Origin of the sequence: Klebsiella sp. CTHL.F3a (assembly GCF_019890895.1) — a bacterium.
Taxonomy (GTDB): domain Bacteria; phylum Pseudomonadota; class Gammaproteobacteria; order Enterobacterales; family Enterobacteriaceae; genus Klebsiella; species Klebsiella grimontii.
Genome location: NZ_CP082360.1, coordinates 4,152,983 through 4,168,358 on the forward strand (window position 1 = coordinate 4,152,983; position 15,376 = coordinate 4,168,358).

Annotated in this window: 15 protein-coding genes; 7 read left to right on the forward strand and 8 right to left on the reverse strand. The window is 55.7% G+C overall.

Annotated features, from left to right (window positions below):
- Positions 1-4 precede the first annotated feature (4 nt).
- Genes K7H21_RS19590 through K7H21_RS19615 form a run of 6 tightly spaced genes read left to right on the forward strand, consistent with a single transcriptional unit; the run spans position 5 to position 4,852 of the window.
- Entirely contained in the window at positions 5-814 is an 810-nt protein-coding gene (locus tag K7H21_RS19590) for a DeoR/GlpR family DNA-binding transcription regulator (protein WP_177447613.1), read from the forward strand.
- Positions 795-1,577 (forward strand): hydroxypyruvate isomerase family protein, encoded by a 783-nt coding sequence (locus tag K7H21_RS19595; protein ID WP_087828660.1) that lies wholly within the window; start codon positions 795-797, stop codon positions 1,575-1,577. Before K7H21_RS19590 ends, K7H21_RS19595 begins: the two co-directional genes overlap by 20 nt.
- Before the next feature lie 22 nt (positions 1,578-1,599).
- Positions 1,600-2,412, forward strand: coding sequence for a beta-keto acid cleavage family enzyme (locus K7H21_RS19600; RefSeq protein ID WP_223035296.1), 813 nt, complete (start codon positions 1,600-1,602; stop codon positions 2,410-2,412).
- Between the two features lie 21 nt (positions 2,413-2,433).
- The gene (locus K7H21_RS19605; RefSeq protein WP_142467797.1) at positions 2,434-3,777 is read left to right on the forward strand and encodes a bile acid:sodium symporter family protein; all 1,344 of its coding nucleotides are present in this window, start codon (positions 2,434-2,436) and stop codon (positions 3,775-3,777) included.
- A gap of 5 nt (positions 3,778-3,782) precedes the next feature.
- On the forward strand, positions 3,783-4,202 hold the full coding sequence (locus K7H21_RS19610; RefSeq protein ID WP_004130536.1) for a GlcG/HbpS family heme-binding protein: 420 nt from the start codon (positions 3,783-3,785) through the stop codon (positions 4,200-4,202).
- Positions 4,199-4,852, forward strand: coding sequence for an aspartate/glutamate racemase family protein (locus tag K7H21_RS19615; RefSeq protein WP_004130535.1), 654 nt, complete (start codon positions 4,199-4,201; stop codon positions 4,850-4,852). Before K7H21_RS19610 ends, K7H21_RS19615 begins: the two co-directional genes overlap by 4 nt.
- 98 nt (positions 4,853-4,950) lie before the next feature.
- On the opposite strand, the gene sucD is transcribed toward K7H21_RS19615, so the two are convergent.
- From sucD to sdhC, 8 genes are all read right to left on the reverse strand, one after another.
- A complete protein-coding gene (sucD, locus tag K7H21_RS19620; protein ID WP_004100288.1) occupies positions 4,951-5,820 on the reverse strand; it encodes a succinate--CoA ligase subunit alpha in 870 nt (289 codons plus the stop codon).
- Positions 5,820-6,986: an ADP-forming succinate--CoA ligase subunit beta gene (gene sucC / locus K7H21_RS19625; RefSeq protein ID WP_004130532.1), complete on the reverse strand. Its 1,167-nt coding sequence runs from the start codon at positions 6,984-6,986 to the stop codon at positions 5,820-5,822. The genes sucD and sucC overlap by 1 nt, the downstream gene beginning before the upstream one ends.
- A gap of 99 nt (positions 6,987-7,085) precedes the next feature.
- Complete coding sequence (gene odhB / locus K7H21_RS19630) at positions 7,086-8,309, reverse strand: 2-oxoglutarate dehydrogenase complex dihydrolipoyllysine-residue succinyltransferase (RefSeq protein ID WP_004130530.1); 1,224 nt, start codon at positions 8,307-8,309, stop codon at positions 7,086-7,088.
- A gap of 14 nt (positions 8,310-8,323) precedes the next feature.
- On the reverse strand, positions 8,324-11,131 hold the full coding sequence (sucA, locus tag K7H21_RS19635) for a 2-oxoglutarate dehydrogenase E1 component (RefSeq protein WP_004130528.1): 2,808 nt from the start codon (positions 11,129-11,131) through the stop codon (positions 8,324-8,326).
- 570 nt (positions 11,132-11,701) lie between these two features.
- Positions 11,702-12,418, reverse strand: a complete 717-nt coding sequence (sdhB, locus tag K7H21_RS19640; RefSeq protein ID WP_004130526.1) for a succinate dehydrogenase iron-sulfur subunit SdhB — start codon at positions 12,416-12,418, stop codon at positions 11,702-11,704.
- A 15-nt stretch (positions 12,419-12,433) separates the two neighbouring features.
- Positions 12,434-14,200: a succinate dehydrogenase flavoprotein subunit gene (gene sdhA, locus K7H21_RS19645; protein WP_009651647.1), complete on the reverse strand. Its 1,767-nt coding sequence runs from the start codon at positions 14,198-14,200 to the stop codon at positions 12,434-12,436.
- Positions 14,200-14,547 (reverse strand): succinate dehydrogenase membrane anchor subunit, encoded by a 348-nt coding sequence (gene sdhD, locus K7H21_RS19650; protein ID WP_004100278.1) that lies wholly within the window; start codon positions 14,545-14,547, stop codon positions 14,200-14,202. The genes sdhA and sdhD overlap by 1 nt, the downstream gene beginning before the upstream one ends.
- A complete protein-coding gene (gene sdhC / locus K7H21_RS19655) occupies positions 14,541-14,945 on the reverse strand; it encodes a succinate dehydrogenase cytochrome b556 subunit (RefSeq protein ID WP_004130523.1) in 405 nt (134 codons plus the stop codon). The genes sdhD and sdhC overlap by 7 nt, the downstream gene beginning before the upstream one ends.
- A 274-nt stretch (positions 14,946-15,219) precedes the next feature.
- Between sdhC and K7H21_RS29395 the strand changes: the two genes are divergently transcribed.
- Complete coding sequence (locus tag K7H21_RS29395; RefSeq protein WP_418268728.1) at positions 15,220-15,372, forward strand: hypothetical protein; 153 nt, start codon at positions 15,220-15,222, stop codon at positions 15,370-15,372.
- The last annotated feature ends 4 nt before the right edge of the window (positions 15,373-15,376 follow it).

Below are 15,376 nucleotides of genomic sequence, written 5' to 3' on the forward strand. Positions count from 1 at the left end.
TGCGATGATGATCCCGGAACAACGGCGCGACTTTATTTACCGCTACGTGCATGAAAAAAACGCCGCCTCTTTCAATGAACTGGCGGAGTTGATGAGCGTGTCGCATATGACGGTACGCCGCGACATTCAGCTGCTGGAAGAAGAAGGCAAAGTTATCGCCATTAACGGCGGCGTGAAGCTTAATAACCTGCTTAAATCCGAGTTGCCGTGGCGGGAAAAAGCGGAGTTGCATCATGATGTAAAACGCAAAATGGGCCAGCTGGCGGCGATGCTTATCGAGCCGGGTCAAACGCTCTACCTCGATGCCGGCACCTCGTTGTTTGAAGTGGCGAAAGCGGTGGCCGCCAGCCGCTGTTTTAACCTGACGGTCGTCACCAACGACTTTTCCATCAGCCACTACCTGATGGATATGCCGCATATCACGCTCTATCACACCGGCGGCCTGGTGGATCAGCGCAACCGCTCAAGCATTGGCAAAAGCGCCGCCAGCTTTCTTCGCACCATTAATATTGACGTGGCGTTTCTGAGCTCCTCTTCGTGGGATACCGAACGCGGAATGTCAACGCCGAGCGAAGGGAAAGCCTCGGTCAAGGAGGCGGTGCTCACCGTTTCCCGGCGTCGGGTACTGGTCTGCGATAGCAGCAAATTTGGGAAATACGGCATGTTCCATATCTGCGGGCTGGAGCAGTTAACCGATATTGTTTCTGATAACCGGCTACCGGAAGATGCGCAACATACTATTGCCAGCCAGGGCGTGAAGCTGCATCTGGTAGATAGCCGGGAGGGAGAGCATCATGCTGAAGCTCGCGGCTAACCTCGACTGGCTATTTACCGATTTACCGATAGCGGCACGTTTCCAGGCGGCAAAAGCGGCCGGTTTTCACGGCATTGAAGGGCTGTTTCTCTGGCAACACCCGCTAGAACAGCTGCAGGCGGCGCAACGGCAAACGTCTCTTCCGCTGGTGCTGATGAACGCTCCTGCAGGCAACTGGTCTCAGGGTGAACGCGGGCTGGCAGCGCTACCAGGGCGCGAAGAGGAGTTTCATCGCAGTCTGGAGCTGGCTCGTCATTATGCCACTGCGCTGGGCTGCCGCCGGGTTCACGTTATGGCGGGGTTGCGCTGCGACGCTCTGACGCATCAGGCCCAGCTTGAGCTCTTGCGCAACAGGCTGCGTATCGCCTGCGATGTGCTGGCTGTCGCGGGAATAGATGTGCTGATTGAACCATTAAACTCGCAGGATATGCCCGGCTATTTTATTGATAGCTTTCCGCTGGCCGCCACAATCATTCACCAGGTTGCCAGGGACAATATCGGTTTACAGTTTGATATTTATCACTGCCAGAAAATTCACGGCAACGTCGCCAAAAATATTGAACGCTATTTTACGCTTATCAAACATATTCAAATTGCTTCTGTTCCTTATCGCCATGAACCTGGGACCGGCGAATTAAATGAAGCATGGTTATTCGATTTTATTAAAAAAATGAACTATGCGGGCTGGATTGGTTGTGAATATCAACCGTCAACATCAGGCCCCGAATCATTACGCTGGATAACGCCTTACCTGGAATTTTAATCTCTCTGTACCGGAGGAAAACATGTCGGATACCGTTATTATCTCGCTGGCACCCGTTGCCGCGGATTGCCCTCGAGTCATACCCGAAGAACTGGCGCAGGAAATACTCGCCAGCGTGGAATATGGCGCGGCGATCGTTCATCTGCACGTCCGTGATAAGCAGGGGCGTCTGACGCCGGACACCGTCGATTTTCAGGCCACAATCGACCCTGTAATACGCCACTCAAACCTGATAATTCAGGCCTCTACCGGCGGCGTCTCTTCGCTGTCCATCGCCGAACGCTGCGCGCCGTTGGCCTGCTCAGGTGTGGAGATGGCATCGCTTAACGTCGGCTCCGTCAACCTTGGCGATGCCGTTTACTTTAATCCCGGTCCGGACGTCGAATATTGTGCAAAACAAATCATCACCCATAACATTATTCCCGAGTTTGAAGTTTTCGAAATTGGCATGATTAATAACATCCTTGCTCTGCAGGAAAATATTAAATTCAAAACACCGATGCTGTTTAATATTGTACTGGGGCATCGCGGCAGTACCCCCGCCACGGTTGATGCATTAATTGCCATGCGCAGTATGCTCCCCCGCGAGGCCTTATGGGGAATAACGCATTTTGGCAGAAAGAATTTCGATATTATCGCTGCCGCGGTCGCTATGGGCGCCAGCGAGGTTCGAATTGGCTTTGAGGATAGCTATTATTTAAGCGCGGAAGAAAAAGCCCACAATAACTATCAGCAGGTCGCCAAACTCGCCACCCTGATTCGCAGCATGGATAAGAAAGTCGCCACGCCCGATATTGCGCGGCAAATGTTATCTATTCCATCCCGGCAGCAATAACAACAGAAAGGACATTTCGCTATGACTATGACCACTGTTATTCACAAAACCGGTCTCGGCGTCAGCATCGCCGGCGCCGCCCTGGCGGCGATAGGTGCGTTGATGCATTCACCCGCGATCTGGCAGCCTGGGCTGGTAATGTTCACCGCCGGTTTTGCGGCGGGAGCAGGATACTGGCCGGGGTTACGCAGTTATCAGTTTACCTTGTGGATCATCGCCGGTTTCGTTGCCGCGATGACCTGGTCTACGGATCTGATCGTCTGGGGCGGCTTTAACATCACCCATAAATGGATTGTTTTCCTGGTCATCCAGGCCACCATGTTCAGCATGGGCACCAAGCTGACGATCCAGGATTTTATCGATGTCGCCAAAATGCCGTGGGCGGTGTTTATCGGTACCTTCTGCCATTTTGTCATTATGCCCCTGCTCGGCCTGACCATTACCCTGGTCTTCAACTTTCCGCCGGAAGTCGCGGTGGGCATCCTGCTGATTGGCGCGTGTCCCAGCGGTCTCTCTTCGACGGTGATGGTTTACATCGCCAACGCTAACCTGGCGCTGGCGGTATCGATAGCGGCGGTTTCAACCCTGGCGGCCACGGTGATGACGCCGCTGTGGGTTAACCTGCTGGCGGGCTCGATGATCGACATTCAGCTGACCGCAATGGTGATGGACGTGGTGAAAATCGTGCTCATTCCTATCGGCGCGGCGATCTTACACGATTACCTGAAAACCTACGCCAGCATACGCGGCCGTCGTATTGTGCAAGGACTGGCCGGACTCGGCGCCCTGTGGCTGCTGTATATGAGCTTCGGAGGCTGGAACACGCTGTTCGCCAGCGCCGGCGCCGAAGCGCAAATGTACGCCGTGGTTGTCAACTTCGTGGCTGGCGGTCTCGTCTGGGCGCTGTTTTACAACTGGCTGTACGGTCGCGTTGAGGGTATTAAGAAAATCATGCCGACCATCTCGATGATAGGGATTATTTTCTTCACGACCACCGCCGCCGCCGCGGGACGCGACAACCTGGTGCAGGTCGGCTTCCTGCTCTGTTTCGCCATGCTGATGCATAACCTCGGCGGTTTCCTGATTGGCTATCTGATGAGTCGCTGGATCTTCCGCATGGACGTACAGTCCGCCCGTACCGTGGCCTTTGAAGTCGGACTGCAAAACGGCGGAATGGCATCGGGGCTTGCCGCCGCGATGGGCAAGCTGGCAACGGTGGGCCTTGCTTCCGCGGTGATGACTCCGCTTGGCAACGTCAGCGGCTCGCTGCTGGCGAACTACTGGCGCAAAAAGGACGCCCGACAGGCGCAGGCCGCCGCGAAAAATCCCGCTCAATCCGTTTCTGAACATCTTTCAAAAGGATAATCACCATGACGACTCTCACTCTGAAGCAGGCTTTACGCGCCGTAGCGTTCGCGCTTGACCTCGCTGACTCCTGCTATACAAAGCGCCCGCTAAGCGTAGCGGTGTGCGACGCCAGCGGGGAACTGCTCAGCTTCGCACGCATGGACAATGCCAAATTGTTAACCATTGAACTTACTCAGCGCAAGGCGCGTACCAGCAGTCGCCTCGGCTGTACCACCCTGGCATTTTTACAGCGCCTGCAAAAAGAGCAGCTGGACATCAGTTACTTTGCCGATCCGCGTTTTACCGCCCTGCCCGGCGGGATCCCGCTTCTGTACGACGGGAAATGTCTCGGCGCCGTCGCGGTAGGCGGCCTATCGGCACAGGAAGATCACGACGCGGCGCTGGCCGTCGCGGAAAATTTGCTCGAGGAGATTACCCAATGAAAAAGATCGCTATGTTGCACACCAGTTCAGCGACGCTCGCGATGATGCAGCAGCTGATTGCCGATATCATGCCGGAAGTGGAAGTCATGCATCTGGTGGAAGAATCCATGATCAAGCAGGTCATGAAGGCCGGAGGGGTAACGCCGAATATTGCCGCCCGCATCGCCGACTACGTGCATATTGCCGAAAAAGCGGACTGCGATATTTTTATTACCGCCTGCTCTTCTATTGGCACGGCGGTGGAACAGTGCCAGTTTCTGACGCCGCTCCAGCTCGCCCGTATTGACAGCGCGATGGTCAAAGAAGCGATTGAAAAAGGTGAGCGTATCGCCGTGCTGGCAACCGTAGCGACCACGCTAAAGCCGACGTTGGATTACGTCCAGCGCAAAATACAGGAGAGCGGTAAGCCGCGCGCCGTTACCCCCATATTAATGGAAGAGGCCTTTCACGCGCTGCTGGCGGGAGAGATGGATACCCATGACCGGATTGTCGCCGACGGGCTAAAAACCGCGTTTAGCCAGGCGGATGTGGTCATGCTGGCACAGGCCTCAATGGCCCGGGTATTACAGCAGCTACCCACTCCGCCGGTACCGGTCTTGACCTCGCCAGAAAGCGGAATTCGTTGGCTGAAAGCACTGGCGGAAAGCTGAGTTACGGGCAAAAAAAAAGGCCATCATCAGATGGCCAACCATGTCGAAATTGGACCAGCCCTTAACCATGCAGAAAGTCAGGGCTGTTTTTTTACTTATTACTTAATTACGGTTTTCAGCGCTTCGCCGATATCGGCCAGGCTGCGAACGGTCTTCACGCCTGCGGCTTCCAGCGCCGCGAATTTCTCGTCCGCAGTGCCTTTGCCGCCCGCGATGATGGCGCCCGCGTGACCCATACGTTTGCCTTTCGGCGCGGTCACACCGGCAATGTAGCCGACAACCGGTTTGGTCACGTGATCTTTGATATAAGCGGCCGCTTCTTCTTCCGCGCTACCGCCGATCTCACCGATCATCACAATCGCTTCGGTCTGCGGGTCTTCCTGGAACAGCTTCAGGATATCGATGAAGTTAGATCCCGGGATCGGGTCGCCGCCGATGCCCACGCAGGTGGACTGGCCGAAGCCGTAGTCGGTGGTCTGCTTAACCGCTTCATAGGTCAGGGTACCGGAGCGGGAAACGATGCCCACTTTACCCGGCTGGTGAATGTGGCCCGGCATGATGCCGATTTTGCATTCGCCTGGGGTGATCACGCCCGGGCAGTTCGGCCCGATCATGCGCACGCCCGCTTCGTCCAGCTTCACCTTCACGGTCAGCATATCCAGCGTCGGGATACCTTCGGTGATGGTGATAATCAGTTTAATGCCCGCATCGATAGCTTCCAGGATGGAGTCTTTGCAGAACGGCGCCGGAACGTAGATCACGGATGCGGTTGCACCGGTCGCTTCTACCGCTTCGCGCACGGTGTTGAACACCGGCAGGCCCAGATGAGTGGTACCGCCTTTGCCCGGCGTTACGCCGCCAACCATTTGCGTACCGTAAGCAATGGCTTGTTCAGAGTGGAATGTACCCTGGCTACCAGTGAAGCCCTGGCAGATAACCTTGGTATCTTTATTAATTAAAACGGACATTATTTCCCCTCCACTGCGGCAACAACCTGCTGAGCTGCATCCGTCAGACTTTTCGCTGCAATAATATTCAGGCCGCTGTCAGCCAGTTTCTTCGCGCCCAGTTCGGCGTTGTTACCTTCCAGACGAACCACTACCGGGACATTAACGCCCACTTCGGCTACCGCGCCGATGATGCCGTCGGCAATCAGGTCGCAGCGTACGATACCGCCGAAGATGTTAACCAGAACCGCTTTTACGTTGTCATCAGAGAGGATGATTTTGAACGCTTCGGTGACGCGCTCTTTGGTAGCGCCGCCGCCAACGTCAAGGAAGTTAGCCGGTTCGCCGCCGTGCAGCTTAACGATGTCCATGGTGCCCATCGCCAGGCCCGCGCCGTTCACCATGCAACCGATGTTGCCGTCCAGCGCGACGTAGTTCAGTTCCCACTGCGCCGCCTGAGCTTCACGCGGATCTTCCTGAGACTGATCGCGCATTTCGCGCAGATCCGGCTGGCGGAACAGCGCGTTGCCGTCAGCGCCCAGTTTACCATCGAGGCAAATCAGGTCGCCCTGCCTGGTGATCACCAGCGGGTTGATTTCGATCAGCGCCAGGTCGCGCTCAAGGAAAATGGTCGCCAGACCCATAAAGATTTTGGTGAACTGCTGAACCTGTTTTCCTTCCAGACCCAGTTTGAACGCCAGTTCACGGCCCTGGTAAGGCATCGGACCCGCCAGCGGATCGATGGCGATTTTGTGGATCAGGTGCGGGGTCTCTTCCGCCACTTTTTCGATTTCCACGCCGCCTTCGGTAGAGGCCATGAAGACCACACGACGGGAGCTACGGTCAACGACCGCGCCGAGGTACAGCTCTTTATCGATATCGGTCGCCGCTTCCACCAGGATCTGGTTAACCGGCTGGCCGTTTGCATCTGTCTGGTAGGTCACCAGGCGTTTGCCCAGCCAGTGTTCAGCAAATGCGCGAATGTCTTCTTTGCTCTTAACTACTTTCACACCGCCCGCTTTGCCGCGGCCACCAGCGTGAACCTGACATTTCACTACCCACGGACCCGCGCCGATTTTTGAAGCGGCTTCTTCTGCTTCACGCGGAGTAGTACAGGCATAACCCACCGGCGCCGGTAAGCCATAGCGGGCAAAGAGTTGTTTTGCCTGATATTCATGTAAGTTCATGTGTTCAGTCCATCCTTCAGGGAATAATTATAAACCTGTAGGCCTGATAACGGCGCTAGCGCGTGTTATCCGGCCTACGGTAGGTAATACTCTTGCTGACTACACGTCCAGCAGCAGACGAGTAGGGTCTTCCAGCAGCTCTTTAATCGCGACCAGATAGCCTACCGATTCACGTCCGTCGATCAGACGATGGTCGTAGGAGAGCGCCAGGTACATCATCGGCAGAATTTCGACCTTACCATTCACCGCCATCGGACGATCTTTAATGGCATGCATTCCGAGAATCGCGCTCTGCGGCGGGTTGATGATCGGCGTGGACATCAGAGAACCGAATACGCCGCCGTTGGTAATGGTGAAGTTACCGCCGGTCAGGTCGTCTACGGTCAGCTTGCCGTCGCGGCCTTTTACGGCCAGCTCTTTAATTTTCTTCTCAATATCCGCCATGCCCAGCAGGTCGACATCGCGCAGAACCGGGGTCACCAGGCCGCGCGGCGTGGAGACCGCCATGCTGACGTCAAAATAGTTGTGGTACACCACGTCATCGCCATCGATAGAGGCGTTCACTTCCGGATAGCGTTTCAGCGCTTCAACCACCGCCTTCACGTAGAAGGACATAAAGCCCAGACGGATACCGTGACGTTTTTCAAACGCGTCACCATACTGCTTACGCAGATCCATAATCGGCTTCATGTTGACTTCGTTGAAGGTGGTCAGCATGGCGGTAGAGTTTTTCGCTTCCAGCAGACGCTCGGCAACGCGTTTGCGCAGACGAGTCATCGGCACGCGTTTTTCAGAACGGTGGCCCAGCTGCGGAGCCGGAGCAGCAGCAGCGGGGGCCGCCGCCGGGGCTGGAGCTTTTGCCGGAGCGTTCGCCAGATGTTTCTCTACGTCTTCGCGGGTCAGGCGGCCGCCAACGCCGGTGCCTTTAATGGCCGCCGCGTCGAGGCTATGTTCCGCGAGCAGACGGCGAATCGCCGGGCTCAGCGCATCGTTGTTCTGTTCTTCCAGAGAAGCCTGCTGGCGCTGGGCCGGAGTAGACTCTTTGGCATCGGCTTTCGCGCCGGACTCTTTGCCCGCACTGTTGCCTTCACGCAGGCGGCCGAGGATCTGACGAGAAAGCACGGTGGCGCCTTCGTCTTCAATGACCGCGTCCAGAATGCCATCCGCTGAAGCCGGTACTTCCAGTACCACTTTGTCAGTTTCGATTTCTACCAGCACTTCGTCACGAACAACCGCATCGCCCGGTTTTTTATGCCAGGTGGCAACCGTTGCGTCAGCTACGGACTCAGGCAGGTCGGGAACCAGAATATCTACGCTACTCATTATGTATCCTTTAATTAATCGACGTTCAGCGCGTCATTGACCAGATCTTGTTGCTGTTTCTGGTGAACGGACAGGTATCCTACCGCCGGAGAGGCGGAGGCCGGGCGGCCTGCATAACGCAGAGAGGCCCCAAACGGAATCACTTCACGGAAGTGATGCTGGCTGCAGTACCACGCGCCCTGGTTGAGCGGTTCTTCCTGGCACCAGACAAAATCATGCACGTGCGCATACGGTTTCAGCGCTTCCTGTACCGCCTGGTGCGGGAACGGGTAGAGCTGCTCTATGCGAACGATAGCGACATCTTTTTGCTCTTTCTTGCGGCGCTGTTCCAGCAGGTCGTAGTAAACCTTACCAGAGCACAGCACAACACGCTTCACGGCTTTCGGGTCGAGATCGTCGATTTCACCGATTGCCGGCTGGAAGGTGCCGTTAGCCAGTTCGTCCATGCTCGACACCGCCAGCGGGTGACGCAGCAGCGATTTCGGCGACATCACGATCAGCGGGCGACGCATACCGCGCAGCGCCTGACGACGCAGCATATGGTAAACCTGCGCTGGCGTGGACGGTACGCAAACCTGCATGTTCTGCTCGGCGCAGAGCTGCAGGTAGCGTTCCAGACGCGCGGAGGAGTGCTCCGGCCCCTGACCTTCATAGCCGTGCGGCAGCAGCATCACCAGACCGCACATACGGCCCCACTTCTGCTCGCCGGAGCTGATGAACTGGTCGATAACCACCTGCGCGCCGTTAGCGAAGTCGCCGAACTGCGCTTCCCAGATGGTCAGGGTGCGCGGTTCCGCGGTAGCGTAGCCGTATTCAAACGCCAGTACCGCCTCTTCCGACAGTACGGAGTCCCAGACTTTGAAATGGCCCTGGCCGTTGTGGACGTGCTGCAGCGGCGTATAGGTTGAACCATTTTTCTGGTTATGGATCACCGCATGGCGGTGGAAGAAGGTCCCGCGCCCGGAGTCTTCGCCGGACAAACGCACCGAAATGCCTTCATCTACCAGCGTAGCGTAGGCGAGGTTTTCCGCGCCGCCCCAGTCGAACAGCTTCTCACCAGCGGCCATTGCCTGACGATCGCCGTAGATTTTCGCGACACGCGACTGCATCTCAACGGCTTCCGGCACCGTACTGATGCGTTTCGCCAGCTCCTGCAGACGCTTAGGTTCAACTTTGTCCGGGTAGCTCTCATCCCACTCGTGGTTAAGGTACGGGGACCAGGTAAAGGAGTGCATGTTCATCGGACGCCACTCCTGCACCACACATTCGCCGGCATCCAGCGCGTCGCGGTAGAGGTTCACCTGCTCGGTAGCGTCTTCCAGCGTCGCGACTTTGTCGGCTTCCAGCTTGTCAGCGTAGATTTTGCGCGGGGTCGGATGCTTTTTGATTTTCTGGTACATCAGCGGCTGGGTCGCGCTCGGCTCGTCGGCTTCGTTGTGGCCGTGACGGCGGTAGCACACCAGGTCGATGAAAACATCGCGTTTGAAGGTATTACGGAAATCCAGCGCCAGGCGGGTCACGAAAGCCACGGCTTCCGGGTCATCGGCGTTGACGTGGAAAATCGGCGACTGAACCATCTTACCGATGTCGGTGCAGTACGGGGTAGAACGCGCATCCAGCGGGTTGGAGGTAGTGAAGCCAACCTGGTTGTTGATAACGATGCGTACGGTACCGCCCACTTCGTAACCACGCGCTTTGGACATGTTCAGGGTTTCCTGAACCACGCCCTGGCCGGTAACCGCGGCGTCGCCGTGAATAGTGATCGGCAACACTTTGTTGCTGCTCGGTTCGTCAAGACGATCGAGACGCGCGCGTACGGAGCCGATAACCACCGGGCTGACGATTTCCAGGTGCGACGGGTTAAACGCCAGCGCCAGGTGCACCAGACCGCCTTCGGTTTCCATATCGGACGAGAAGCCCATGTGGTACTTCACGTCACCGGTACCGAGGTGCTCTTTATGTTTTCCGGCGAATTCGTCGAACAGGTCCTGCGGTTTTTTACCCAGCACGTTGACCAGTACGTTCAGACGACCGCGGTGCGCCATGCCCAGCACCACTTCGCGGGTGCCGCTCTTACCCGCGTGGCGGATAATCTCTTTGAGCATCGGGATCAGCGCATCGCCGCCTTCCAGCGAGAAGCGTTTAGCGCCCGGGAATTTCGCGCCGAGGTAGCGCTCCAGGCCTTCCGCCGCGGTCAGCTCGCTGAGGAAGCGCTTTTTCTCTTCGGCGCTAAAGCTCGCTTTGCCCGCTACCGACTCGATACGCTGCTGGATCCAGCGTTTTTCTTCGGTAGAGGTAATGTGCATATATTCCGCGCCAATGGAGCCGCAATAGGTCTGCTTCAGGGCGGAGATCAGATCGCCCAGCTTCATCGTGTCTTTACCGATGGCAAAAGAGCCTACGTTATAGATCTCCTGGAAATCGGCCTCGGTCAGATCGTGGTAAGCCGGATCGAGATCCGCCACTCTCTCTTGCTGCCAAAGTCCCAGCGGATCGAGATTCGCATGCTGGTGACCGCGGAAGCGGTATGCGTTGATGAGCTGCAGGACTTTAACCTGCTTCACATTGGTGTCAGGGTCGGAAATCGAAGAAGTGTAACGCGAGGCATCCTTCGCCAGGCGGCGGAAATAATCACGCGTTTTGGAATGAAATTGATCCGGTTTGACTCCGGTGCCAGGTAACTGCTGGAACATAGAACGCCAGTTGGCGTCAACAGAGTCAGGATCGGTTAAGAAGTCTTCATAGAGCTGTTCTATCCAGCTCTGGTTCGAACCAGAGAGGTAAGAAGAGTCCAGCCAGGCTTTCATTGCGCCGTTCTGCATCGTGATCCCTTAAGCATTTATATGCTTATTTCGCCGTAGAAACTACCACGCACAGAAGTTGTACGTGCCGGGGTTCACTTGTTGCGGATGAGTTGTGGTTTCGTCCGCTAAGGAACCTTTAAAAACTGCCATTAATCTTCGGCGTTCAGGCTGCGGTTGCGTTAGCTGCCTTCACTTACCCCGGTCACATAGTTCACTATGCTCCCGGGGATGCGTTCAGTTGCCGCCTTACCTCGCTCTGAACGCCTTGATTACTGGTACATATTTGGCGGTTTTTAAAGATTTCCTGCCATCCCCTTCATATTTCAAGTTACATGTGCGTTGGCTTTCCTCACTCACCCCAGTCACTTACTTGAGTAAGCTCCTGGGGATTCGCGGCGTCGCCGCGTGACTCGGCCTTCGGCCTCGCCCCTACGGGCCAGCGCAAGCGCTGTTCAAAACGGCTAGCCGTTTTGTCCTGTAACTCGAATTATTTAGGGTATTCATTTCCCGGCGGCGCGAACGCTGCCGGGGCTACTGCTTTTGGTAGCCCGGATAAGCGCTAGCGCCATCCGGGGCAGACCGGGTTACTTACGCACTGCGCTGCAGCAGCATCGACTTAATATGGCCGATGGCGCGCGTCGGGTTCAGCCCCTTAGGACATACACTGACGCAGTTCATGATGCTGTGACAGCGGAATACGCTGAAAGCATCGCTCAGCCCTTCGAGGCGCTCGCTGGTTTCGGTATCGCGGCTGTCGATCAGGAAGCGATACGCGGCCAGCAGGCCTGCCGGGCCGATAAACTTGTCCGGGTTCCACCAGAACGACGGGCAAGACGTTGAACAACATGCGCAGAGAATACACTCGTACAGACCATCGAGTTTCTCACGCTGCTCTGGCGACTGCAGATGCTCGCGAGCCGGAGGATTTTGCCCATTATTCAACAAGTAAGGCTTAATCTTCTCATATTGTGCATAGAATTGCCCCATGTCTACCACCAAATCACGGATAACCGGTAATCCTGGCAGCGGACGGATAACAATTTTCTTGCCCGGCTGATTCAGCGCGGAGATCGGCGTGATGCACGCCAGACCATTTTTCCCGTTCATGTTAAGACCGTCAGAACCACATACCCCTTCACGGCAGGAGCGGCGGAACGACAGCGACGGATCTTTCTCTTTCAGCTGGATTAACGCATCCAGCAGCATCATGTCACGACCTTCTTCCGCTTCGAGGGTGTAGTCCTGCATGCGCGGAGCATCGTCTACGTCCGGGTTATAACGATAAACTGAAAACTCGAGTTTCATATTCCTGTCTCCGCATTAATAAGTACGAATCTTCGGCGGGAATGCCGGACGCAGCTTCGGTTCCATATTGACGCTACGACGCGTCATGGATTCCGACTCTGGCAGATACAGGGAATGGCACAGCCAGTTTTCATCATCACGATCCGGGAAGTCGAAACGGCTATGCGCGCCGCGGCTTTCGGTACGGTAGTTCGCAGACATTGCAGTGGCGTAAGCGGTTTCCATCAGGTTATCCAGCTCCAGACACTCAACGCGCTGGGTGTTGAACTCGCTGGAAGTATCATCCAGACGAGCGTTTTTCAGACGCTCGCGGATCGCTTTCAGCTGCTCAAGGCCCTTCGCCATCGCGTCCCCTTCGCGGAATACCGAGAAGTTATGCTGCATACACTCTTGCAGCGCTTTGCGGATTTCGACCGGATCTTCACCATTGCGGTTGCCGTTCCAGCGGTTCAGACGTTCCAGCGAAGCGTCGATCTCGTCATCCGTCGCGTCGCGCAGTACGCCCTGCTCGGCGATAGATTCTTGCAGGTGCAGACCCACCGCGCGACCAAAGACCACCAGGTCAAGCAGCGAGTTGCCGCCCAGACGGTTCGCGCCGTGTACCGATACGCAGGCGATTTCGCCTACCGCGAACAGCCCCGGAATCACCACGTCTTCGCCCTGCTCGTTGACGGTCAGCGCCTGGCCACTCACTTTGGTCGGAATACCGCCCATCATATAGTGGCAAGTCGGGATAACCGGAATCGGCTCTTTCACCGGGTCGACGTGAGCAAAGGTACGAGAGAGTTCCAGAATACCCGGCAGACGGGATTCGAGAACCTCTTTACCCAGATGGTCAAGCTTCAGCTTGGCGTGCGGGCCCCAAGGACCGTCGCAGCCGCGACCTTCACGGATTTCGATCATGATGGAACGCGCCACCACGTCACGACCCGCCAGGTCTTTCGCATTCGGCGCATAACGCTCCATAAAGCGCTCGCCGTGTTTATTCAGCAGATAGCCGCCTTCACCGCGGCAGCCTTCTGTCACCAGAACGCCCGCGCCGGCGATACCGGTCGGGTGGAACTGCCACATTTCCATATCCTGCACCGGAACGCCGGCACGGATCGCCATACCCACGCCGTCGCCGGTATTGATATGAGCATTGGTGGTGGACTGGTAAATACGGCCTGCGCCGCCGGTCGCCAGCACGGTGGCGCGGGCTTTAAAGTAAACCACTTCACCCGTTTCGATACACAGAGCGGTACAACCGACCACCGCGCCATCGGCGTTTTTCACCAGATCCAGCGCGTACCACTCGGAGAAAATAGTGGTATGGTTTTTCAGGTTCTGCTGATAAAGGGTGTGCAGCAGGGCGTGACCGGTACGGTCAGCCGCCGCAGCGGTACGTGCCGCCTGCTCGCCGCCGAAGTTTTTCGACTGGCCGCCGAACGGACGCTGATAAATCGTGCCATTTTCGAGACGGGAGAACGGCAGCCCCATATGGTCCAGCTCCAGAATCGCTTCCGGGCCGGTTTTACACATATATTCGATGGCGTCCTGATCGCCAATGTAGTCCGACCCCTTTACGGTGTCGTACATATGCCATTCCCAGTTATCTTCATGGGTATTACCGAGCGCGACGGTGATACCGCCCTGCGCGGAAACGGTATGGGAACGGGTCGGGAAAACTTTGGAGAGCAGCGCACAGGTCTGGCCGCTCTGGGAAATCTGCAGCGCCGCGCGCATACCTGCGCCACCGGCACCGATCACAACTGCATCAAATTCTCTGACAGGCAATTTCATTACACACCCCACACCACAACAAATCCATAAAGAACGTAAGCCACCAGCGCAACAACGATCAGCAGTTGCAGAATTAAGCGTACAGCCAGTGGTTTAACGTAGTCCGTTAACACCTGCCACATCCCAATCCAGGCGTGGATCAGAATGGAAACGAGAGCCAGCAGGGTGAAGACTTTAGTGAACGCGGAGGAGAAAAAGCCCGTCCAGACTTCCCATGAAATTTCACCGGTGGTGGCAAAGAAGCCCACCATATAGATGATGTAGAGGGTCAGAACGATAGCGGTAGCGCGGACCAGAATAAAGTCATGTACGCCGTTGCGTCCTAGTGCTGAGGCGTTGCTTACCATACGAGGACTCCTGCGAGAAGTGAAAGCACGACAGTAATAACAAAAGAAATTTTGGCGGAGCGTGTCCCTACTTCGAGGGTTTCTTCAAGATAGCCAAAATCCATCAGCAGGTGGCGGATACCGACTACCGCGTGATACGCCAGCGCGGTCAGGATGCCCCACATGATGAACTTCACAAAGAAGCTATCCATAATGGATGCCGCAGTGAGAAAACCTTCGGGAGAGGAAAGGCTGGTGCCCAGCAGCCAAAGCAGAATCCCGACCGCCACGAAGGTGATCACTCCGGATACGCGATGGAGAATGGACGCTATCGCCGTGATTGGGAACCGGATCGTTTGCAGATCCAGATTGACAGGTCTTTGTTTTTTCACATTTCTTACCATGAATAACGCCCACATGCTGTTCTTATTGTTTCCTTCCTCCGGTCTGCTTGCGGGTCAGACAGCGTCCTTATCTATAACTAAAAGTCATGTTAAAACGCCTTTCCAGGAGTTAAAGCGTGACAAAATAACGCTGGGTGGCTCGGGATTGCAGGGTGTTCCGGAGACCTGGCGGCAGTATAGGCCGTTCACAAAATCATTACAATTAACCTACATATAGTTTGTCGGGTTTTCTCCCGAACAGTGATCAATGTCACGATAACAACATATTTTTAATTTTTAATCATCTGATTTGACAAATATTAAACATTATTGTTACAACCATTACCAGATAAATGCAATAATACGCAAAAGTTATGGGGTCACTCTTTTACCTGAGAATAAGTTATGCAACAGTGAGAGAGTATTGACCGATGTAATCAGGACAGTTATTAGTGGTATATAGTTTT

Bases quoted from the DNA above. Each gene is read 5' to 3' on its own strand.
- K7H21_RS19590 (WP_177447613.1), top strand. From the start codon at position 5: ATGATGATCCCGGAACAACGGCGCGACTTTATTTACCGCTACGTGCAT.
- K7H21_RS19595 (WP_087828660.1), top strand. From the start codon at position 795: ATGCTGAAGCTCGCGGCTAACCTCGACTGGCTATTTACCGATTTACCG.
- K7H21_RS19600 (WP_223035296.1), top strand. From the start codon at position 1,600: ATGTCGGATACCGTTATTATCTCGCTGGCACCCGTTGCCGCGGATTGC.
- K7H21_RS19605 (WP_142467797.1), top strand. From the start codon at position 2,434: ATGACTATGACCACTGTTATTCACAAAACCGGTCTCGGCGTCAGCATC.
- K7H21_RS19610 (WP_004130536.1), top strand. From the start codon at position 3,783: ATGACGACTCTCACTCTGAAGCAGGCTTTACGCGCCGTAGCGTTCGCG.
- K7H21_RS19615 (WP_004130535.1), top strand. From the start codon at position 4,199: ATGAAAAAGATCGCTATGTTGCACACCAGTTCAGCGACGCTCGCGATG.
- sucD (WP_004100288.1), bottom strand. From the start codon at position 5,820: ATGTCCGTTTTAATTAATAAAGATACCAAGGTTATCTGCCAGGGCTTC.
- sucC (WP_004130532.1), bottom strand. From the start codon at position 6,986: ATGAACTTACATGAATATCAGGCAAAACAACTCTTTGCCCGCTATGGC.
- odhB (WP_004130530.1), bottom strand. From the start codon at position 8,309: ATGAGTAGCGTAGATATTCTGGTTCCCGACCTGCCTGAGTCCGTAGCT.
- sucA (WP_004130528.1), bottom strand. From the start codon at position 11,131: ATGCAGAACGGCGCAATGAAAGCCTGGCTGGACTCTTCTTACCTCTCT.
- sdhB (WP_004130526.1), bottom strand. From the start codon at position 12,418: ATGAAACTCGAGTTTTCAGTTTATCGTTATAACCCGGACGTAGACGAT.
- sdhA (WP_009651647.1), bottom strand. From the start codon at position 14,200: ATGAAATTGCCTGTCAGAGAATTTGATGCAGTTGTGATCGGTGCCGGT.
- sdhD (WP_004100278.1), bottom strand. From the start codon at position 14,547: ATGGTAAGCAACGCCTCAGCACTAGGACGCAACGGCGTACATGACTTT.
- sdhC (WP_004130523.1), bottom strand. From the start codon at position 14,945: ATGTGGGCGTTATTCATGGTAAGAAATGTGAAAAAACAAAGACCTGTC.